Annotated in this window: 17 protein-coding genes; 14 read left to right on the top strand and 3 right to left on the bottom strand. The window is 41.4% G+C overall.

Annotation, left to right across the window (positions count from 1 at the left end; all coding sequences use genetic code 11):
* Positions 1–127: 127 nt before the first annotated feature.
* Positions 128–1,702, bottom strand: coding sequence for a sodium:solute symporter family protein (locus tag PFZ69_RS04380; RefSeq protein WP_270180615.1), 1,575 nt, complete (start codon positions 1,700–1,702; stop codon positions 128–130).
* A 462-nt stretch (positions 1,703–2,164) separates the two neighbouring features.
* Here PFZ69_RS04380 and PFZ69_RS04375 point away from each other — a divergent pair, with 462 nt between their 5' ends.
* Entirely contained in the window at positions 2,165–2,752 is a 588-nt protein-coding gene (locus PFZ69_RS04375) for a TetR/AcrR family transcriptional regulator (RefSeq protein ID WP_270179796.1), read from the top strand.
* 72 nt (positions 2,753–2,824) lie between these two features.
* On the opposite strand, the gene cudC is transcribed toward PFZ69_RS04375, so the two are convergent.
* Entirely contained in the window at positions 2,825–3,364 is a 540-nt protein-coding gene (cudC, locus tag PFZ69_RS04370) for a choline uptake/conversion transcriptional regulator CudC (protein WP_270179795.1), read from the bottom strand.
* Positions 3,365–3,650: 286 nt separating this feature from the next.
* Between cudC and betB the strand changes: the two genes are divergently transcribed.
* Both betB and betA read left to right on the top strand, forming a co-directional pair.
* Positions 3,651–5,123, top strand: coding sequence for a betaine-aldehyde dehydrogenase (gene betB, locus PFZ69_RS04365; RefSeq protein WP_270179794.1), 1,473 nt, complete (start codon positions 3,651–3,653; stop codon positions 5,121–5,123).
* Between the two features lie 138 nt (positions 5,124–5,261).
* Complete coding sequence (gene betA, locus PFZ69_RS04360) at positions 5,262–6,944, top strand: choline dehydrogenase (protein ID WP_270179793.1); 1,683 nt, start codon at positions 5,262–5,264, stop codon at positions 6,942–6,944.
* A gap of 119 nt (positions 6,945–7,063) precedes the next feature.
* Here the strand turns inward: betA and PFZ69_RS04355 are convergent, their stop codons facing one another.
* Complete coding sequence (locus PFZ69_RS04355; protein WP_270179792.1) at positions 7,064–9,592, bottom strand: PIG-L family deacetylase; 2,529 nt, start codon at positions 9,590–9,592, stop codon at positions 7,064–7,066.
* A 346-nt stretch (positions 9,593–9,938) separates the two neighbouring features.
* Here PFZ69_RS04355 and PFZ69_RS04350 point away from each other — a divergent pair, with 346 nt between their 5' ends.
* The 11 genes from PFZ69_RS04350 to PFZ69_RS04300 all read left to right on the top strand — a co-directional run bounded on the left by PFZ69_RS04350 (position 9,939) and on the right by PFZ69_RS04300 (position 22,403).
* The gene (locus PFZ69_RS04350; protein ID WP_270179791.1) at positions 9,939–11,102 is read left to right on the top strand and encodes an ROK family transcriptional regulator; all 1,164 of its coding nucleotides are present in this window, start codon (positions 9,939–9,941) and stop codon (positions 11,100–11,102) included.
* A gap of 18 nt (positions 11,103–11,120) precedes the next feature.
* The gene (locus PFZ69_RS04345) at positions 11,121–12,203 is read left to right on the top strand and encodes an extracellular solute-binding protein (protein ID WP_270179790.1); all 1,083 of its coding nucleotides are present in this window, start codon (positions 11,121–11,123) and stop codon (positions 12,201–12,203) included.
* A gap of 26 nt (positions 12,204–12,229) precedes the next feature.
* Complete coding sequence (locus tag PFZ69_RS04340) at positions 12,230–13,309, top strand: ABC transporter ATP-binding protein (RefSeq protein ID WP_270179789.1); 1,080 nt, start codon at positions 12,230–12,232, stop codon at positions 13,307–13,309.
* Between the two features lie 6 nt (positions 13,310–13,315).
* The gene (locus PFZ69_RS04335) at positions 13,316–15,001 is read left to right on the top strand and encodes an ABC transporter permease (RefSeq protein ID WP_270179788.1); all 1,686 of its coding nucleotides are present in this window, start codon (positions 13,316–13,318) and stop codon (positions 14,999–15,001) included.
* 16 nt (positions 15,002–15,017) lie between these two features.
* On the top strand, positions 15,018–16,505 hold the full coding sequence (gene argH / locus PFZ69_RS04330; RefSeq protein ID WP_270179787.1) for an argininosuccinate lyase: 1,488 nt from the start codon (positions 15,018–15,020) through the stop codon (positions 16,503–16,505).
* Between the two features lie 275 nt (positions 16,506–16,780).
* A complete protein-coding gene (locus PFZ69_RS04325; RefSeq protein WP_270179786.1) occupies positions 16,781–17,527 on the top strand; it encodes a GntR family transcriptional regulator in 747 nt (248 codons plus the stop codon).
* Positions 17,528–17,545: 18 nt separating this feature from the next.
* Positions 17,546–19,084, top strand: a complete 1,539-nt coding sequence (xylB, locus tag PFZ69_RS04320) for a xylulokinase (protein ID WP_270179785.1) — start codon at positions 17,546–17,548, stop codon at positions 19,082–19,084.
* Entirely contained in the window at positions 19,068–19,661 is a 594-nt protein-coding gene (locus PFZ69_RS04315; protein WP_270179784.1) for a glucose-6-phosphate isomerase, read from the top strand. The genes xylB and PFZ69_RS04315 overlap by 17 nt, the downstream gene beginning before the upstream one ends.
* A gap of 70 nt (positions 19,662–19,731) precedes the next feature.
* Entirely contained in the window at positions 19,732–20,670 is a 939-nt protein-coding gene (locus PFZ69_RS04310; protein WP_270180614.1) for a phosphoglycerate dehydrogenase, read from the top strand.
* A gap of 33 nt (positions 20,671–20,703) precedes the next feature.
* Entirely contained in the window at positions 20,704–21,360 is a 657-nt protein-coding gene (locus tag PFZ69_RS04305; protein WP_270179783.1) for a bifunctional 2-keto-4-hydroxyglutarate aldolase/2-keto-3-deoxy-6-phosphogluconate aldolase, read from the top strand.
* Positions 21,361–21,401: 41 nt separating this feature from the next.
* Positions 21,402–22,403: an ABC transporter substrate-binding protein gene (locus tag PFZ69_RS04300; RefSeq protein ID WP_270179782.1), complete on the top strand. Its 1,002-nt coding sequence runs from the start codon at positions 21,402–21,404 to the stop codon at positions 22,401–22,403.
* Positions 22,404–22,424 lie beyond the last annotated feature (21 nt).

Below are 22,424 nucleotides of genomic sequence, written 5' to 3'. Positions count from 1 at the left end.
TGTAATTTGAGTATGAATCAAACATAAAAAGCACCTCACTTAATGCTAGTAGGCTCATTATGTGAGGTGCTTTATTTTATGCTTTTAACCTATTCCATTTTGCTTCATTGATTAGGTACAACCTAAATCAGGCGATCTTCTCAATCTTTTCATTTCCATTCTTTCTCTCTGCCGGCATCAACAATGGCTTAGGTGGACAAACTTTTTTAGTCAATTTAGACACAACAATAATTGTCACTAAGCCAGAAACCATTGCGAGTGTTCGGAATGGAAAGAGTACTGTGCCTGCTTCGATCATTGGATATGGCAAGAATACAGGAAGTCCGATGATCGGCTCTCCCCCGCCTAGACGTAAAACGAAGGAAACGATTAAACCTGCAACTGCCCCATATTTATTTGCTCCTTTAAAGAACAGTGCGGTTGTGAGCTGTGGAAATAGAATAACGTATACAAGATCAGCAGCAAGATACCATAAGGCATAAACACTTTTCACATTCAATGCGATGATCGTCGCTGCAATTCCAACAAGGATGATGGAACGTTTGATCATTTTCTTAAGCTGATCACTTGAAGCTTTTGGTTTGAACAGTGGTCGATACACATTCCAAGCAGCCATGGAAGACGCTGATAAGATGGACGAATCCATCGATGACATAACGGCAGCTGCGAGTGCTCCTAATCCAATTGCTCCAATAATATCAGGCGTTAAATATTGCAGCACATAAGGGAGGATCATCGCTGGATTATCAGGTGCATTTACGCCAAGGCTTGCCCAGTCGGTATCTAACCCGATCGCTCCGATGATCACTGCAGGGACTGCTGCTAGAATACAGATAAACCCTGCTGTGATGGAAAGCCACATAGCTGTTTTCTCAGTCTTAGCTGAAAGCACACGCTGAAAGTATACTTGCCATGGGATCCCTCCGAAAATAAGGAGTAGGGCAAAGTCCCACCAGTTCCAGTAATAGTTCCCCCATTCAGGATCCTTCCAGCCGTCTAGAGGGGGAAAGAGACTTGCATAACTTCCCATGTCTGTTTGGTAATTACTCCAAACGGAACTTAATCCGCCTACTTCTGATAGTGCAAATGGTAGTACTAAGAATAAGCCGATCATGACGGCGAGCATTTGAAAAACGTCCGTAAAAGCAACGGACCACATGCCTCCCACCACTGTGTAGGCAATCGCGATAATGGCTGATAGGATAATCGATGTTTGGAAGTCAAGTCCTAGAATCGTTCCAAATGTAGTCCCTAAAGCAGTTAGAATCGCACCACTCCAAAAGACTTCTCCTAAAAGTGCTGGGATGTATAATACACCAGCAACTTTCTTTCCAAAGCGCTGTTCGAGTGGATCGATCATGGTCATGAATTCATAGCGACGCATTTTTCTAGCGTAGAAAATACCGCCGATAATTAAGCTCAGTGCGTACCCCCAGGGGGCCTGGGCCCATGCTAATCCAAAGGAATACGTTGATTCTGCTGTTCCTGATATGTATCCGCCGCCGACCCAAGTTGCAGCCATCGTAAACATAGAGATCCATAGTGGTAACGATCGTTTAGCTACCATCATATCGGATGCTGACTCGGATTTGTTACTGGCCATAAAGGCCCCAATATAATAGATCACCCCGTAAAAGGCGAGCATCGAAATAAATGAACCCCAGTTGATATCTGAATTTGTTGCTCCTAAGTAAATAAACATAATGACAATGGCTGTTACAAAAACTCCTGCTTTTAACAGGTTTCCTTTTCGTTTAGTCAAAATATCATCACCCCTCGAAATAGTTTTAATTTAAAACCTTTTTCAGGCGTATCTCTGCAATAAGACACTTTCTTCCTTCATGATGCAATTTTTATAAAACAACGGTTTCATTTCATACTTTGTTAACTCGTTACTACGGAATCCTTATCAAATCAAGAGGACAACGAGTTTCATACTTTTTAAGTAACGCTCCACTCCTTTTTGTACAAAAAATTAAGTATGTTAAATATTTTCTTAACGCAATTAATTGTAAATGCTACAGGAAGAGATTTTTTTTGTCAAACCGGTGTCTGAGTAATCTGCAATGAGCCTTCGTTATTCCAGGCGCACCCGTTTTTACGCTAGAGGGGAAATGTAGTATGGTATGAATGATGCTTGGACAAAAAGCAAGGAGTGGCTAACATGTCATCTACACCAATGGTTGAAAAAATAGAAAAAGCAGCTTTGCCGCTGTTTGCTAGAAATGGATTTGAAGGGACGTCTTTAACGAAAATCGCACAATGTGTTGGAATAAAGAAGCCATCTTTATACGCCCATTTTGATAGCAAAGAAGATCTCTTTCTCGGAATGCTTCAAAAAGTAAATAGAGACTATCGCCTTTTTCTAAAAGAAAGAGTTGAGAAGTTCAGGAACATGACAACAGAGCAGCAACTGTATTATTTGTTGAAAGATAACTCTGCTTATCTTAAGAATGAAGATCTTGGTCTATTATTTAAGAGATTCATGCTCTTCCCTTCGCTAAAAGTAAATGATACCTACAATGAACAGTTTATCGAATCAGAAAAAGCCTTAACGGAAGTATTAATGGAGATCGTTAAAGAGGGGAAGCGGAAAGGAGATATTCGAGCGAAGGAAGATCAAGTGATCGATGCTTATTTATGTTTACTTGATGGTAGCTTAGAGCAGCTTTTCTATTATTCAGAAGTTGAGTATGAGGAGCGTTTGAAAAATGCATGGCGCATATTCTGGAATGGAATCAAGCATGGATGATAGGAGTGAATTTCTATTCCAATAAAAAAGGTAGCCTATAGCTCATTGCTATAGGCTACCTTTTCTTGATCGTTAATCTTGTGGATCTTTCGGTAAGAATTCGAATATTTGCCCGCTTCGAATGCTTTCAACTAAATTCTCCAACCAACGATAGTAGGTCTTCGATTCTTCTAGTTGATCATAGTATGATTTTGCTTCTGCAACGATTTCTGGAGTGCTGCTCGAATCTTTGATGACTTCGATGAATTCTTCTTGTGCTTCTTCGATGGCTTCCATATTCATTTTCGCTTCGCGTTCCCACATCTGACAATAAAATGCCATAAAAGAGCGGAAGAAATTCTTCTCTGCTACGTATGTATGTTTCCTCGAGCCGCGTGTGAATGTTTTTTTTACCATCTTAATTTCTTGTAGTCTTCGAACGCTCGTACTCATGCTTGGTTTGCTCATGCCGAGTTCTGTTCGCATTTCATCAAGAGTCATCTGATCTTTGAAATACATCGTTGCGTATAAATTGGCCGCAGCTGGTGTTACCCCGTACAAATCCATTGTCTCCGCTATCGTGCCAATAACTTTATCTTTGGCTTCTTCTAGTCTTTCAATAGATTCACTCATAAAATAGGTCGCTCCTTTATAGAAAAGTAAATCGAGTTAAAAAGTTATTGAATTTTATTTATGAACTAATTGTTGACGTGTTCACATTAAATGTCAAACACAAGATGTTAAAAAATGAATAGAGATAGTGAGGATACTACTCATTATACCCATCTTAGAGAGGCTTAAATCTTTGGTTATGTACTTAAGATTTTATTTTGACACCAAAAATAAGACGTGTTAACGTTAATTGTGTTAAATAAATTTTTAATATAATTAATTTACTTCGAAATTGGAGTTGATAGATATGGATCTTAAACTACAACAATACATAAACGGAAAATGGGTCGGTGCGAACTCTGGAAAATTACGTTCGATCATTAACCCATTTAATCAGGAAGAGATCGCTGTTGTTCCAGAAGGAAATGAATCCGATGCAAAAGCTGCGATCGCTGCTGCAAGAGAAGCTTTTGATAACGGCGAATGGTCTACGACACCAGCGACTGAACGAGGGGCAATCGTTAGAAGAATTGCTGAGCTCATTGAAAGAGACAAAGAGGAGTTAGCTCACTTAGAATCGTTGGATACAGGTAAAACATTCGAAGAAAGCCGCGGAGACATGGATGATATCGCAGGGGTGTTCCGTTATTTTGCGGAACTTGCGGATAAAGACGGTGGAGAGCTCATCGATTCTCCTGTCCCGAATTCCATCAGTAAAGTTGTGCGTGAACCAGTAGGAGTTTGCGGGCAAATTACACCGTGGAATTATCCTCTTCTTCAAGCATCTTGGAAACTAGCTCCAGCACTTGCGACAGGTAATACGTTGATCATTAAGCCAAGTGAGATTACACCACTCACTCATATCAAAGTATTTGAACTAATTGAAGAAGCTGGAGTGCCTGCTGGTGTTGCTAACCTTGTTCTTGGTTCAGGTCACACAGTAGGTGCAGAGCTTTCTATCAATGAAGATGTTGATCTTATCTCCTTCACCGGTGGTATTGCCACAGGGAAAAAGATTATGCAATCTGCGAGCACAAATGTGAAGAAGCTCGCACTCGAGCTTGGCGGGAAGAACCCAAACGTGATCTTTGCAGATGCTGATTTTGATCTAGCAGTCGATCAAGCTCTTAACGGAGTATTCTTCCATGCAGGACAAATTTGTTCAGCTGGTACAAGACTGATTGTAGAAGAAAGCATTCACGATGAATTTGTTAATGCGCTTGTAGAGCGAGTGAAGAAGTTCAAGCTTGGAAGCGGATTTGACGAAGATACGCAGATGGGTCCTCTTATTTCTGCAGAGCATCTTGCGAAAGTAGAAAAGTATGTAGAAGCAGGAATTCAAGAAGGTGCAAAAGTAGAAGTAGGCGGCAAACGTCCTGAAGACCCTGAATTGCAAAACGGTTTCTTCTATTTGCCTACGATCTTAACTGAATGCACAACAGATATGAAAGTGGTGCAGGAAGAAGGATTTGGCCCTGTCATCACAGTTGAGAAATTCCGTACAGAAGAAGATGCGATCAAGCTATCGAATGATTCCATTTACGGCCTTGCTGGAGGCGTCTTTACAACCGATATTGCGAAAGCTGAACGCTGTGCTGCGAAAATGCGTATGGGTACAGTTTGGATCAATGAATTCAACCTCTATTTCCCTCACGCACCGTGGGGTGGATTCAAGCAATCTGGTATCGGACGTGAACTTGGAAAGCTTGGTTTAGAGGAATATACAGAAACAAAGCATATCTTCCAAAACCTGAAGCCAGAAACGATCAACTGGTTCTAAGATACCGATTATTAATTAACAAAAGCCGACGAAGGCTAACCATACAACATACCAAACTAGTAAATACATGTAATAGGTAAGGGAGTAGACGTTGTTTCTACTACTTCTCCTATTTTCAACATCAAGGAGGAACAGAATATGATGGAATCATATGATTACGTAGTCGTAGGCGGCGGTAGTGCAGGTTCTGTACTCGGTAACCGTCTAAGTGAAGATGGAAAGAAAAGCGTGCTTGTATTAGAAGCTGGGCGTAGTGACTATTCTTGGGATCTTTTAATTCAAATGCCAGCAGCTCTTCCTTTCCCATCTGGAAAAGATTTATATGATTGGCAATACGAAACAGACCCAGAGCCTTACATGAAGGGGCGCAACATCCCACATGCACGAGGAAAAGTACTTGGAGGATCTAGTTCCATCAACGGAATGATCTACCAACGAGGAAACCCAATGGACTATGAACGTTGGGGTGCTGACGAAGGTATGGATAGCTGGAACTTCGCACACTGCCTTCCATATTTCAAACGCTTGGAAAATGCGCTAGCATCTCCAGACGATGAGCTTCGCGGTCACGATGGACCGATTAAACTAGAGCGTGGACCTGCAAAAAATCCACTATTCCAAGCATTTTTTAATGCAGGTGTAGAAGCTGGTTATTCACGTACTCCAGATGTGAACGGTTTCCGTCAGGAAGGATTTGGACCGTTTGATAAGCATGTCTACAAAGGTCAACGTCTATCTGCTTCACGTGCGTATCTACACCCATTCATGGACCGTGAAAACTTGACGGTTCGTACACGTGCTTTTGTAACGGGCATTGATTTTGATGGGAAACGTGCGACAGGGTTAACGTACCGTCGCAACGGACAAACGCATCAAGTTAAAGCTGGTGAAGTTATTCTTTCAGGTGGTGCGATCGCGACGCCGCAAATGCTTCAACTAAATGGAATCGGTGACGCTAAACACCTTCGTTCCCTTGGAATCGATCCGATTGTAGATCTTCCAGGTGTTGGTGAAAATCTTCAGGATCACCTAGAAGTTTATGTGCAGCACACATGTCCAGAACCAGTTTCTGAACAGCCTAACTTAAGCAAAGCTCGTATGCCATGGATTGGTTTGCAGTGGATGCTTAATCGTACAGGCCCAGCCGCAACGAACCACTTCGAAGGTGGAGGATTCGTCCGTTCAAATGAGGATGTTGAGTACCCGAACTTGATGTTCCACTTCCTGCCTGTAGCGGTACGTTACGATGGTCAAAAAGCAGAAACGAAACACGGCTTCCAAGTTCACATCGGACCGATGTACTCTGACGCTCGTGGTTCACTAAAAATTCGCTCGAAAGATCCGAAAGAGCATCCAAGCATGGTATACAACTACCTTTCCACTGAACAGGACAAGCGTGAGTGGGTAGAGGCAATTCGCGTTACTCGTAACATCATGTCTCAACCTGCTATGCAAAAATACAATGGCGGCGAAATTTCCCCAGGACCTTCTGTCCAAACAGATGAGGAGATCCTTGATTGGGTAAGAGAAGATGCTGAGACGGCACTTCACCCATCATGTACGTGTAAGATGGGACCTAAGACAGACCCAATGGCTGTTGTGGACCCAGAAACAATGAAGGTACACGGTGTAGAAGGCCTTCGCGTAGTCGATGCCTCTGCAATGCCATATGTAACAAACGGAAATATCCACGCACCTGTACTCATGCTGGCAGAAAAGGCTGCTGATCTTATTCTTGGACGTAAGCCACTGGATCCAATTGATGCCGACTTCTATCGTCATGGTGTACATCCAGCTGATGCAGGAACAGTAACTGAGTAATAAGATAGAGAACCAGTAATTTTTCACTGAATTTAAAAACACCTTCAAAGCATGATATACAACTTTGAAGGTGTTTTTTTATACTTGTTACCATTTAAACATTGAAGGGTTAGCCTATATTATTCTTCATAGTAAGGATAGCTTACCAAGTTAGTAAAAATGCGATACCCACCAGGAACTTGGTTCTGAATCTGACGGTACCAAACTAAGTTCGTATAGATGTAAGTACCTTCTCCATAATCAGCCTTCAAGATCCCGCCTTCGAATGGCTCTTCACCTGGATCCGCAACGCTTACGTATGTTTCAAACTCCTCTGACCAATTCATCGGGAAATAAAGTCCTCGTTCTTGTACCCAGTTATCCCAATCAGATTGATTGATTTTATTTGGATAATTAAAAATCGGTGCTTCAGGTTTTAATACGTTAATCGGAGCGTCTTCATCTGTAACGCGCCACTCGATGGAAGGTTGTCCGATTTCGAGCTCATATGGAGCGGTTTTGTTCGTGTCCCAGTTATCCCATGGTTTATTGTATTGTACGACAAGGTGACCACCATTGTTCACATATTCCAATAACCGCTCATTATGCTGCAGCAAATCTTCTCTTGAAAGATACGCTCTTATGCCAGTGACGATCGTATCATATTGAGAGAGGTCCCCTGTAGCTAAATCTTGCTCGGTTAATTGTGTAATATCCATGCCAACGTTAGATAATTGATCGGCTACTTTATCAAACCCACTATCTACATAACCGATTTTGAGATTCGCTGGGTATTCAAGTGGGAATGCTACGCCGCTCACAGACGCATCGGATACATAATAATTTGTCCCGATGTGGTCGTACTTGATCATTTGGACGTTTTTACTGATCGTTTCGTTTCCGACTTCGGCCTTAGGCACGATCTTAAATTCGCCTTCTTCAACAGTATCTGAAGGGGTTAGTGTAAACGAAATGGTTTTTGCCTGTTCATCTGATGCAAAGGAAACAGACTGTATTTCAGGCTCAGATGTCCATCCTTCAGGTATTTGAAGTCCGACGTCTGTTTCTAAAGCTCCTTCTGCAAACTTCACGATGTCTACATCCATTGTTACGTTTTCATCTATGTCTTTGGTGTTTATAACTAAATTCTTAGGAGATGGTTTGACGGATACTTCTGGTAGCAAAGCAACTCGTTTTTCTGGCGTAAAGGTTTTTGTAGCGGATTTCCCTTTTGTTTTAAAGCTGATATTGGCTTTAATTGCGCTTTGTGCGTACGCCTCATAATAGTCTGTTGATGTTGCTTTGACGTTGAAGTCAAACGTTAGTTGATCTCCAGGTGCTAACGATGAAGAGTGGTGCTTCCCCTTTACTATCCAGTCTTCAGGAGTGGAAAGAGAAGCCGATAGGCGTTTGATTTTAGATGAACCATTATTTGTAATCGAAACACTTACGTTTGTTGTATCGTCCGGAGTTAACTGCGGATCAACAACCTCAACATCGACTTGTAGCTGTGCTGCGGTAAACATCGTGTTTGTTAGTTGTTCTTCCTTTACTAGAAGTTTATGGTGTAGTGTGTTTCTTAAATCATCAGATAGCTTCTTGTCTTTCTCGATCTTCTTGATAAGCTTTTGGAGTTGATTGTAAGCTTTTTCTGATCGAGAAAGAACTTCTTTATGGTTCGGATACGCACTTTTTACTTGTTCCAGATCCTTTTGAAGGTGAATAAGTTTTTGTTTGTACTTATTACCGCTTTTCGAAAGAACCCTGGCGTATTCTGCGAAATCGTAAGGGATGTTTTCGAAGGTGCTATCTTCATGTTCTGGTATATCGCTAACAGTTGATTTAACGAGCTGTAAATCTACAGTTTCTGGTCCATCTCCAACATCTCTTCCCATGCCTTGTGATTCATGTAAGTAACGCGCTTTTTCGCCAAGCTGTGGGTAGGTCATGTCATAATGTTCGTCGTAAATACCGATCTGGATAGAGGTAGTGGTTTGGGCTTCTGTTTCAGCAGGGAGGTAGAGTTTCTTTATTTGCCAAGTGGTTAGTCCATTTTCAAGCTGCTCGGGGAAAATGGAAGGATTTGCTGCATCTTCGAAAGCTTTTTGAGTAAGTAACGTCATGGCGCGGTGATGACCATGCTGGCTGTCTACGTTACGGAATGAGGGCATGATGATATCGGGTTTAAAGGTACGGATATACTGAATGAGGCGCTCATACGTCTCCGTTTCTCCCCACTTGTTCAATGTTTCTTCGGGTGTTTTGGAGAAACCGAAGTCTTTGATGCTATCTTCGAAGTCTTCGTTTAAGAAGAAGGTTTCAATGCCAAGGACTTTGGAGGAAGCTTGTAATTCGTTTGTTCGGATAATACCGAGTGCGTCCCCGAGCTCGCTACCGATTTCATTTTGACCGCCTTGACCACGAGTAGATAGAAGAAAGGACGTATCGACACCTTGTCCACGTGATAAATAAGCAAGGAAATGACTTCTCTCATCATCAGGATGAGCCCCTGTATTCATGAAGCTTGCTGTTGTTGTTAAAGGTACAACAGATTCCCATAGAGCTAAATCGTTGTTAGACGACTCTTTTGCAAAACTTAGGGTAGAACTTGTACCAAAGGCAGACATGATTAAAAACAACGATAAAAATACTTTCCCCAGGTTCTTCAAATAAATCCTCCTTCATCTCTAAGTGAAATTAGTTAGTAATGCATCGTAACTAACTTAAAACCATTATAGGCAGAATCATCCAATAATTGGAACCTACTTTCGTACTGTTTGGATAGTTCGATAGTAATGATTTAACAAAATAAATAAAATTTTCTAAATTTAAACCAAGATAAAGAATATTGAAGCATAAATGAGCATCTTTACTCTCTATGAACGAGAATGCTAATAAACAGTATTTTACATTTTTGCTTGTGCGCTTTATAAAAGAAAGTAATCGTTAGTAAGTTTTGTTAACTAACTAAAGACCGTACTGCCATTTTTATCATTTATAAAGGAGTACACATCTATGCAAAAGAGCGATGCCGCATCTATCAAAAATACGAATAAGCAACTCGTGTTGAAATGTATTCGGGACTTTGAGCCGATTTCTCGTTCACAAATATCAAAAAGGCTTCAAATTAGTAAACCATCAGTATCAATGATTGTCGAACAGCTGTTGCAAGAGGGATGGATTGAGGAAAAAGGGCCAGGCGAATCAACGATTAGCGGTGGCCGCAAACCTGTTCATCTTGTTTTTAATCCTCGAGCTGCCTACGTGATCGGGGTTGATATAGGGGGCACAAAAGTAGCCGCTGGAGTAGCGTGTTTAAATGGAGAAGTTCACGCGTATCGAGAATTTTCAACAAACGAACATCTTAAAAAGGGTTTGTTTGATCGCTTGCAAGAAGAGGTAGCGAGTATGCTCTATGATCTCGATTTAAGTAATCAGGATATTCTTGGGATGGGGATTGGGGTGCCCGGTGTAACCAATGTAGAACATGGCATCGTGTTAGACGCTCCAAGTTTGAATTGGAAACGTTATCCCGTTCGAAAAATAGCGAGTGAATACTTCCCTTATCCGGTTTATGTTGAAAATGATGTGAATACAAGTGTTCTTGGTGAAAAGTGGCTTGGTGCTGGTAAGGCACTTCAAAATATTATTTTCATTGCTGTAGGAACTGGGATAGGCAGCGGCATGATTCTTAATGGCAAGCTGTTTCGAGGCAGTAATTACAGTGCAGGGGAGATGGGATACATAGTAACAGATTATCAAAGTGCTAAGAGCTATCATCCAACTTATGAAGGTTATGGGTTTCTTGAGAGCGTTGCAAGTGGTTCATCGATCGGAAATAAGTTATCAGAAATAAAGAACATACGACTAACGGCAAAAGAAGCCTTTATGAGTTGGAGAAAAGGGGATGAGGATGCGAAAGAAGTAATTGAAAACGCCATCGAACATTTAGGATATGGTATTGCAAATTATGTGTCTTTATTCGATCCAGATCTCGTTATTTTAGGAGGTGGTGTTAGCGAGTCATTCGAGGACTATAAGCATTCGTTAATTGAAATTGTTGAGCATTTCACACCACAGAGCTGCAAAATTGTACCGTCCACGTTTGGAAAGGAAGCCGGCATTGTTGGGGCAGCGGCATTATTCCTTGAAGAACATAATTCGATCATTCAATTATAAGAAGGGGGAAGTGAGTTTATGAAACGTCAATTTCGATGGATGATATTCGTAACAATGGTTGGCCTTATCTTATCAGGCTGTATGGCAGGGAATGAACAAGCAAGTGGAGATGGAGATAGCTCTGGTAATGAAGGGGATTTAGAGGATAAAGTCGTTGTTTATTCCCCGCACGGAAAGGATATTTTAAGCGAATTTGAGAAGCAGTTTGAAGCGGAATACGATGTTGATATGGAGTTTCTCGATCTTGGCTCACAAGAGATATTAGACAGAGTTCGTTCAGAAAAAAATAATACGCAAGCTGACATTTGGTGGGGTGCTCCCCAAGTGATGTTTGATGAAGCTAAATCAGATGAGCTTTTGCAGAAATATGAGCCAAGCTATGCAGACGCATTAGATGCTATGTATCATGACGAAGATTGGTATTGGTCAGGGACTTCTCAAACCCCTGAAGTCATTCTTTACAACAACAAAGAAATCTCTGAAGAAGATGCGCCAAAGGACTGGGATGACCTCGTAGATCCTAAATGGGAAGATGAACTGATTATTCGTTATCCACTTGCTTCTGGAACGATGCGTACGATTTACTCCTCGATGATCTATAGGGATTATAAAGAAACTGAAAGCCCGGATGCTGGGTATGAGTGGCTCCAGAAATTAGATGAGAACACGAAAGAATATGCAGCGAACCCTGAGATCATGTACAACCAGGTCGCAAAAGGTGTAGGGAATCTTTCTGTTTGGAATATGCCGGATACCGTTATGTTAGCTGAAGAAAAGGGTTATCCGTTTAGCTATGTAATTCCTGAGAGTGGAACACCAGTCTTAACAGAAGGAATTGCGATTGTCGATGGAGCACCACATCCAGAGGCAGCGAAAGCTTTTTATGAGTTTGTAAATTCAGAAGAAGCAGCTAAGCTACTAGCCGAAAAATACTACAGAATTCCAACTAGAAATGATATTAGTGACCTACCAAGTTGGATCGAGGAAACTGAAATCAATGCGATGGAAATCGACTGGGAAGTTTTCCAAGAAAAGTCTGATGAGTGGATGGAACACTGGGACAACAACATTAAAAACAGTGAGAAGCAAAAAGAAGAATAGATCTCCAGAAAGAGGAGTTGTTGGTCATGACAGCAGTAACCTTATCTAAGATTACAAAACAATTTGGCGATATCACTGCCGTTAAAGAGTTGGATATCACGATTAAAGAAGGGGAGTTCTTTACTTTCCTTGGGCCAAGTGGATGTGGTAAAACAACAACCCTTAGGATGATCGCAGGATTTTATTACCCTTCAGCTGGAAAGGTAAAATTCGATGATCGAGATATGACGACAGTGTCACCTGAAAAAAGAAATACGGGCATGGTTTTTCAAAACTATGCCCTTTTTCCTCATATGACAGTTTTTGAAAATGTAGCCTTCGGATTGAAAGTAAGAAAAGTGAACAAAAGTGAAGTGAAAAGAAGAGTAGAAGATGTATTAGAGAAAGTGCGCTTGAAGCCTTTTATTGATCGTCAGGTTAGTCAGTTAAGTGGAGGTCAGCAACAGCGGGTGGCTTTAGCAAGGGCACTCGTCATTGAACCAGATATCTTATTACTTGATGAGCCATTAAGTAACCTTGATGCGAGGTTACGAGATGAAATGAGAAATGAAATTCTCCGCTTGCAGCGTGAGTATGGAATCACCACTATTTATGTAACACATGACCAAGTTGAAGCACTCACGATGAGTGACCGAATCGCGGTATTCAACGTTGGAAATTGCCAACAGATTGGGACGCCAACAGAAATTTATAATCAGCCGGTAAATGATTTTGTTGCAGAGTTTATTGGAGAAACGAATTTGTTTGCAGTGACCAAACGTGACGAAGGCTTTTTTTGTGAGGAATTAAACCTTCTTGTTCATACGGATGCTCCCAGTGAGGATGAATCGTTAAAGAATCAAACGTTAAAAATGTCCGTTCGCCCCGAAGCGATCACCTTATCAAAAACAAATATAGAAGAAGTGAATGCACTAAAGGGAAAAGTAGATCTTGTTCAATTCACAGGAGAATCCGTTCATAGTTTCATAAAAGTCAATGAAGGTCGCGCCACATTGAAAGTGACTGATTTGAACCGGGGTCCGAGCACATATCTACAAGAAGGATCTGATGTTTATGTTCAACTTCCTCCCGAACAGGTTCGAATCGTTCCAGTGGCAAAGGAGTGATGTAGGATGTTAAATGCAGAGAGAAGAAAAACAATCCTTCTACTAATCCCTATTATACTAGTTCTTGTTGGCTACGTCTTATACCCAACGATCGAAACGTTTATTGAGAGTTTTAGAAAGAATGGCTCCTTTACCCTACAAAACTATGTAGATTTCTTTGGCCCAAAAGCAAAGGCTAATTTAGAAGCGTTATGGAATTCGGTTTACATATCCTTGTTATCAGTTTTGCTAAGCGCATGTATAGGAGTACCGCTTGCTTTTATTTTTACACGATATAATTTTCCTGGACGCTCCTTTTTCTCAGGGATTGCTATCATGCCGATTGTCTTGCCTTCACTTGTCGGTGTTATGGCATTTATGTGGTTGTACGGAGAGGCGGGCATTATACCAGTAGCCCTTCAAGACTTACTGAATTTAGAAGAAGTTCCGTTTAGCATTGGTGGTGTGACAGGTATTCTACTCGTTCACGCCTATACGATGTACCCATATTTTTATATGACGGTATCGTCCGCACTTAACAATGTAGATCCGTCACTTGAAGAGTCAGCAGCCAATCTTGGGTCAGGACGTCTTGGGGTGTTTTGGAAAGTAACGTTTCCGCTATTAACACCTGCATTAGTTGCTGCATCTCTCCTTGTGTTCATGGTTTCGATGGCTTCCTTTAGTGCACCGTTTTTACTTGCTGGTGGCTACCGAGTGCTAAGTCTTCAAATCTACTTCTCAAAAATTAATGGAGATCTAGAAATGGCCGCAACGCAATCTGTTATTCTCTCAGCTGTTTCGATTACTTTCCTCTTATTTATGAGATGGTTCCAAAGTCGAAGAGACTATCGGATGGGATCAAAAGGGATAGGTGCACACCGAAGCGAGGTTAATAACCCTCTTCTAAAATGGGTGATGGTGTTCCTTGGCGTCGTAGCGATGATCGTCCTATTATTACCACATGCAGTTTTAGCGATCTTATCCTTTGTACCAGAAGGATCCTGGACGTGGCAGAAGTATCCGTCCACTTTCAATCTAGAAAACTATCGTTTGTTATTCGAGGATCCAAATATTTGGGACCCGGTGCGGAATAGTTTGATTATGGCTTTCTTTGCTTGTTTAGGCTGTTTTGTGTTCGGTATCATCACTTCCTATGCCCTTGTGAAAAGAAAATTCTTCGGTAAGAACTTACTTGATATTCTAGTTATGCTTCCTTGGGCATTACCAGCAACCGTTGTTGGAATGAATCTTATTTTAGCGTTCAACAGTAAGTCGATTTTCTCTTTTGGTCAAGTACTAGTTGGGACGTTCTGGATTTTACCACTTGCATACTTTATACGGTTTATCCCGCTTGTCGTGAGGTCAACAAATGCTGTACTTGAGCAAATGGATGATTCGATTGAAGAAGCGGCACAGAACCTTGGGGCGAGATGGCTCTATACGTTCCGAAGAGTCGTGTTACCAATAATCATGCCGGGGGTTTTAAGTGGAACGTTACTTGCCTTCGTACAGGCGGTAGGCGAATTCCCAACCTCGGTCTTACTCTATACGTTAGATAACAGACCTATATCAATCGAGATTATGAACCAGCTAAGGATGTTTAACCTTGGACAAGCGGCAGCTTATGGCATGATTCAGGTTGGGCTTATCGCGATCGTAATGATTATTTCGTATAAATTCTTTGGAGTTAAATCTGAAAATACGCTCTAGCAAACGGGGTGAAAACGTGAATAAGCGAAAGATAGATTTTGAATTAGAGGATGGAGACTGTTTTCCTGGCAAAACATACGTAGACGAGCTGCTAAAACCTGTTTTCAAAGATCAGCGCGACTACTTGTTTGATGCGATGTTTATGATTCATCGTGCTCATACAATAATGCTGAAAGAACAACAGATTATTTCAGTTGTTGAAGCAAAGAAGATCTTAGACGGGATCAATCAAGTTGCAAGTATGGAAAGAAAATTACTGAACTATATGCCAGAGTATGAAGACCTTTTCTTTCTCGTAGAAGCAGAAATAGCGAAGTTAATAGGACACGATTTGGCAGGGAAAATGCATATTGCTAGAAGTCGAAATGACATGGGTGAAGCCATGTATCGGATCGTACTACGTGATCATATACTTGAACTTTTGGATAATGTACAAAAACTAGGGCAATCGCTTGTTCCGCAAGCAAAAGACCACGTCCATACAATCATGCCGGCCCACACTCACACTCAGCCTGCTCAACCTACAACATTCGGTCATTATTTACTAGCGATTTCGGATAATCTTTCAAGAGACGTTGATCGTTTATGGCAAGCTTACTATACAGTGAACCGTTCACCGATGGGGGCAGCTGCCATTACGACAACTGGATTTCCTATCAGTCGTGAACGCATGGTGGAGCTTTTGGGATTTAATGACATGATGGAGAATTCTTATGACGCGATTGGAACTGGAGATTATTTGCTTGAAACAGCTCTTACGTTAGTAAGCGTCATGACGAACATAGGAAGATGGATTCAAGAACTTCTTCGTATGGCATCCAATGAAGTAGGCTTACTCAAAGTTTCTGATGCATATGTGCAAGTAAGTAGCATTATGCCGCAGAAGAGAAATCCAGTATCCTTGGAACATTCAAGAGCTCTTGCTAGTAGCGCAGTCGGCGAAGGATTAAGCGTGGTTCAAATGATTCATAACACACCATATGGCGATATCGTGGATACTGAAGATGATCTCCAGCCACATCTATATAATGGCTTTCATAAAGCTAATCGTGTGATAAAACTCCTCACAGCGGTTATGACAACAATGAAATTCGATAAAGAGCGCGCACTACAGCAAGCAAAAACAAATATGATCACGATTACCGAGTTAGCCGACGTCTTAGCAAGAGATTATGACGTGCCTTTCCGAAAAGCTCATCAGCTATCAAGCTTCGTAAGTAAAAAAGCAACAGAGGTAAAGAAGGAGTTATATGAAGTGACCACTGATGAAGTGAATGAGTGGATTGGTGACGTAAAACTTTCTGAAGAAGACTGGAAAAACATTTGCGATCCAAAAACCTTCGTTGAACGAAGGAGCGTTACAGGGGGGCCGAACCCTGAGGTAGTAGGAAGCATGGTAAAGGATCGCAAAGTGAAATGGGGAAATGTAGAAGAAATGGTGGAGACGTTTTCGTATAAGGTCCAGTTTGTGAAAGAGAATTTAAGAAATGAGATTTTAAGATAACCTTGGCATGGCTTGAGTTTTATTCTTAATGAGACAGCACCACACCTGTTTCTTCTGTAGTTACGGGTGAGGTGTTTTGATAGTATATTCTGAATTAAATTCAGAATATTTCATACAATGTATTGACCTATTTCCAAGATGATGTTTAAATTAGTATATAGCAACTGGTAATGACGACATTACGTCATTACCTACAAACTAATCTCTGTTGAGATGCAAACATGATGAAGTTTTATTAGAATGAAACTATTCTAATAAAAAGGTGGATGATGGGAATGACACGTAGAATTCAAAAGGATGTTCCAATTCCTTTGTATTATCAGTTGAAAGAAATTTTGAAGGAGCGGATTAAATCGGGGGACTTAGAAACCGGTGAGCTGATTCCTTCTGAGAGAGAACTTGGCGAAATTTATGAGATTAGTAGGCCTACTGTAAGGCAGGCGATCAACGAACTAGTCTCAGAAGGCTTTCTACGAAAGGAGCATGGAAGAGGAACTTATGTAGCGAAACAGAAGATTAGCCAGTGGTTTCTACAAAATTTAACGAGTTTTTCAGAGGAAATGGCTGAGAAGGGACTTGATTTTTCCACTACAGTTTTAAAAAAGGAAGTTGTTGGAGTTGATTCGACTCTTGAAGAAGTATTCGAAGGAAACTTTGAACAGTTCTATCGCTTAGAAAGACTGCGATGCGTAAATGGAGAACCTTATGTAATCGTCACAACGTATATTCCAGTAAAGTTAGCGGAAGGACTTATTGATGAAGACCTTGAGCAGTATTCACTTTATAAAACGCTAGAAAAGAAGTATCAATTTCAAATTGGCTATGCGGATCGTGTGATTGAAGCCTCAAATGCTAATAAAGAAGACGCTGATCTTCTTGCAGTCGACTCGACTAGTGCAATTCAGTTGATTAAGACAAGAGGTTATTTAGAGAATGATGAGGTCTTTGAGTATTCGATTGCAAGGTATCGCGGAGATTTGAGTAATTTTACAGTGAGAGTACCTTATCAATCGAACACATAATCATGTAGGAGGGGTTGCATGAGTAAGGGTGTCATACTAGCTCATGATATCGGTACAACAGGAAACAAATCTACTTTGTTCTCCAGTACTGGCGATGTACTTGTTAGTGAATTCTACGGATATGAAACGTATTATCCTGAAGTTGGGTGGGCTGAGCAGGCTCCAGAGGATTGGTGGAGAGCTGTCTGCGTGACAACTCGTTCTTTACTTACTAAAGCAAACATATCAAACGAGGAAATAGCCTGTGTAACCTTTAGCGGAATGATGATGGGCTGTCTTGGAGTTGATAGGCAAGGAGATCCGTTAGGGCGTGCAATCATATGGGCTGATATGCGGGCGGGAGTGGAAGCTGATGAGCTACTTAATAAGATTGGGATGGAAGAAGGCTACTACATAACAGGACACCGAATCTCTTCATCTTATTCAGGTGCCAAAATAGTCTGGCTCAAAAAACATCGTCCTGAGCTTTATCGATCGACGTATAAATTTTTGCAAGCTAAGGATTTCCTGGTTCATCGGTTAACAGGCATTTTCGCGACGGATTATTCAGATGCTTCTGGTACAAATCTATTAAATATAACGACGAAAGAATGGTCAGAGGACATCATTTCAGCCTGGGGAATTGATAGTAGAAAACTTCCTCCTCTTTATCCTTCAACGAAAGTGGTTGGGGAGGTAACACAAAAAGCTGCGGCAGAAACGGGGTTATTTGCTGGCACACCCGTTGTGTTAGGTGGAGGAGACGGGGTTTGTGCGGCAGTTGGTGCGGGGGTAATGGAAGAAGGGGAGGCTTTTAACTACATCGGTTCTTCTTCCTGGATTGCAACTGCATCTAATGCACCTGTTTTTGACCCAGAAATGAAAACGTATACATGGATTCATTTAGACAGTTCGAAATACTCTCCGAACGGAACGATGCAAACTGGAGGAGCATCTTTAAACTGGTTGAAGGAGCAATTTTATCAAAAAGAAGAAGCCTCGTCCGTTTACGATATTATCAACCAAGAAGCAGGTAGATCAATTGCAGGTGCAAATAAGTTGCTGTATTTACCTTACTTGTTAGGAGAACGCTCTCCAAGGTGGGACCCTGATGCAAGAGGCGCGTTTGTCGGACTGCACATGAAGCATAACCGAGGAGATCTAGCCAGAGCGGTAATGGAAGGTGTTGGCTTCAATCTGAAAATTGTATTAGATACGTTCCTAAAAGCTGGGCTACCTATTCGAAATCTATGGATACTTGGAGGAGGAGCTAAGAGTCCAATATGGCGGCAAGTTTTAGCCGATCTTTACGGAGTAGATATTCTAGTGCCTCAAAAACTTGAAGAAGCGACTTCGATGGGAGCAGCTATAGCTGGAGGGGTAGGAGTTGGGTTACTTAAGGATTTCTCATCAGGAAAGGATTGGGTAAAACAGACAGAGATGCATCTTCCAAATGAGTTGAATCAACACGTATACGAAGAATTATCAGTATATTTTGAAAACGCATACAATCAGCTCAAGCCTTTGTATAACCAATTAAATCAGTTAGGAGTGAAGCCATATGACAGAGTTAACTAGCAAGTTTAAATCTTTTTCAACGATGTTCAATTTCGAAACAGGTGAACTTGATCCAAAAGGAAGAGTGGTTACTCGAAAGCTTTCACACATGAACAAGATGTATCTTGATCAAGATGCTGCAGATGCATTGCTTGAAGAAAACCCATTGATATATGAAGTGTTCAACGTGGAGGTTCCGGAAACGATCGCACATATACAGCACTGTGTGACGATTTTGTATCCTGGAAAAGTTGGTGACGAGTACTTCATGACGAAAGGACATTATCACGAAGTGTTAGATCGAGCTGAAATTTACTTCTGTTTAAAGGGGAAAGGACAACTAATCTTGCAAACGCAAGATGGTGAGTTTGATTATATTGAGATGATTCCTGGTTCAGTCGCGTATGTTGCTCCTGAATGGGCACATCGCACGGTGAATACTGGGAATGAACCGTTTGTTTTCTTCGCTGCTTACCCTGGTGATGCAGGTCATGACTATGGAGGTATTGAAACGGAAGGTTTTGTAAAACTGTCCATTGAGAAAGATGGAGAGCCAACGATCGTTAATAATCCGAGATATAACAGAGATAGAAAGTGACCGAAAATTTTTTGCCTTAACTGGTAATGACGTCATTACAAAAAGATTAGAGGTGATTGTGTTGAAAAGGGTGTTGATTACGCCGAGGTCTTATGGATTGTACCATCCTAAAATATATGAGTACTGGAAGAAGGAAGGATATGAGGTTGTTCGAAAAGCAGGACCACATTCGGAAGAGGATCTCATTACTTATCTCGAGGGTGTTGAGGTGCTGCTTGTTGGTACGGATCATATCTCAAAAAAAGTAATTCAGAATGCAAAGGAATTAAAAGTAATCTCCAAATACGGTGTTGGAATTGACAACATCGATTGTGAGGCAGCTAGAAAATGCGGAATAGAGGTGTTAAATACACCAGGTGTAAACACAGAAGCGGTTGCAGACTATGCGTTTGGACTGATGCTTTCTCTTTCAAGGCATATTGCAAGAAGCCATTTCGAACTTGTACAAGAAGGAACGTGGAATAAGACAGTGGGTGTAGAGATTTTTGGAAAAACACTAGGGCTTATGGGACTTGGATCCATTGGAGCAGCCGTAGCTAAGCGAGCTAAAGGATTCAATATGAATGTCATTGCTTATGACCCATTTCCAAACGAACAGCTTGCTCAAGAGTTAGGTGTTACGTTGGTGAGCTTAGAAGATGTAATTAGAGAAAGTGATATTGTGTCGATGCATCTTCCACTAACAAAAGAAACTAGGTACATGATCGATTGTAATCGTTTAAAAAAAATGAAAAAGAATTGTCTCTTAATCAATACAGCGCGAGGCGGAGTCATTAACGAGCTTCATCTATACGAAGCGCTACGAGACGGAGAAATAAAAGGTGCTGCACTTGATGTGTTTGAAGAAGAGCCTCCTACCAACTCGCCGCTTTTTGAATTAGACAATGTGATTTTGACACCTCATAATGCTGCTGCAAGTGTAGAGGCAGTTCAGAGGATGACGTTGAGGTCAACTGACAATGTGATGGCTTATTATGAAAGTCTGAGAAAAGCGATGGCTCCATCTTAAAGTTAGATTGTATTTAGAGAGGAGAGACCATGTATGAAAAAAACGCAAACTCTCACGTCCCTTGTTGAAACTGGTGTCGTGGCGGTTCTTAGGGGCAATCGAGAAGAGGTATTAAAGGTAGCAAAAGCCGCAGTTGAAGGTGGAATTAAAGCAATTGAGATTACCATGACAGTTCCTGGAGCGATTGATCTCATAAAGGAGATGAAGACTCTTTCTTGGGCAGAGGAAGCTATCATCGGATTAGGAACCGTGCTTGATCGTGAGACTGCCGTGAGCGGTATTCATGCAGGGGCAGCCTTTATTGTTAGCCCGCATTTTAATGAGGACATCGTAAAGGCGTGTCATCGCTACCAGGTGCCAGTGATGCCTGGAGTAATTTCAGTGAAGGAAGCCGTACAAGCTCTTGAAGCAGGTTGTGATATCGTCAAGCTGTTTCCAGGAGACCTCGGTGGACCTAAGCACATTAAGAATTTGAAAGGTCCTCTACCACAGTTAAATGTTATGCCTACAGGAGGCGTAGATGAGAACAACATTAAGGACTGGTTTGAAGCAGGGGCAGTAGCAGTAGGCATCGGAAGTCATTTAACAAAAGCAGGAGGAGCTGGTCTTGATGGAGTACTTATTGCCGACTATGTGAGACTTCTAGTAAACAAAGTGGCATCTGAAAGGCACTCTACCATATATGCATAGTTTCTAGATTTCTTTATCAAATAAAAAAGGAGATTGATTCTATGAGAAAAATAATCATGCTCATCACTTTAGTCTTAGTACTTGTTGCTGCAACTGCCTGTAGCGAATCGAGTAAAAGTGTAGAAGGTTCTTCAAGTGATGGTAAGAAAGAAATTGCTGTAATCGTAAAGGCGACAGACTCTGACTTCTGGCAAACGGTCTTGCAGGGAGCTGAAAAAGCAGCTGAGGATCAAGGAGATAAAGTAAACGTTACAACGTATGGACCTCCATCAGAAGCCGATATTGATAAGCAGATTGCCATCCTTGAGAATGTGATCTCACAAAATCCGGACGGTATCGTAATCGCTTCAACGAGCTCTGATGCGAGTGTACCTGGCATTGAGAAAGCGATGGATAAAGGCATTCCAGTTGTGTTAGTAGATAACCGAGTGAATACAGAGAAATTTGTAAGCTTCCTTGCGACAGATAATGTTAAAGGAGGAGCTTTGGGTGCTGAACAGTTTGTTGAAAACCTTGAAGCACAAGGAAAGGAACTAAAAGGAAAAGTAGCGATTATCAGTGCGATGGCTGGCGTTCAAGTGTTGATCGACCGTGATAAGGGCTTCATTGATCGCCTTGAAGAACTTGCTCCTGATATCGAACCGCTCGAAGTTCGCTATGTTGATAATGATATTACGAAAGCACTTGGTGCAGCTGAGGACCTCTTAACAAGCCACCCAGATTTACTTGGCTTCTTCGCTGACAACAATCATACAGGGATCGGCGTTGCACGAGCAATTACAGAACGAGACCTCATAGAAGAAGTTCCAGTTATCGCATATGACGGTGACAAAGAAGAGATCAACGCGCTAAAATCAGGCGCAATCGATGCTCTTATCGTACAAGATCCATTCGGTATGGGATATGAAGGCGTCAATACAGTGCTAAAGGATCTTTCTGGAGAGTCAACTGAACAAGAAATCGATACAGGTGCGACAATCGTAACAATGGAAAACTTTGATGAAGATGAGATACAGAAGCTTCTTTACCCTGACAAACGATAAGGCTTTGAAAGAATAGAACAC

The sequence above is a fragment of the Alkalihalobacillus sp. CinArs1 genome, assembly GCF_947387515.1.
GTDB lineage: Bacteria > Bacillota > Bacilli > Bacillales > Guptibacillaceae > Guptibacillus.
Note: the sequence above shows the minus strand (reverse complement) of the source record. Positions and strands in the feature narration are given on the sequence as shown.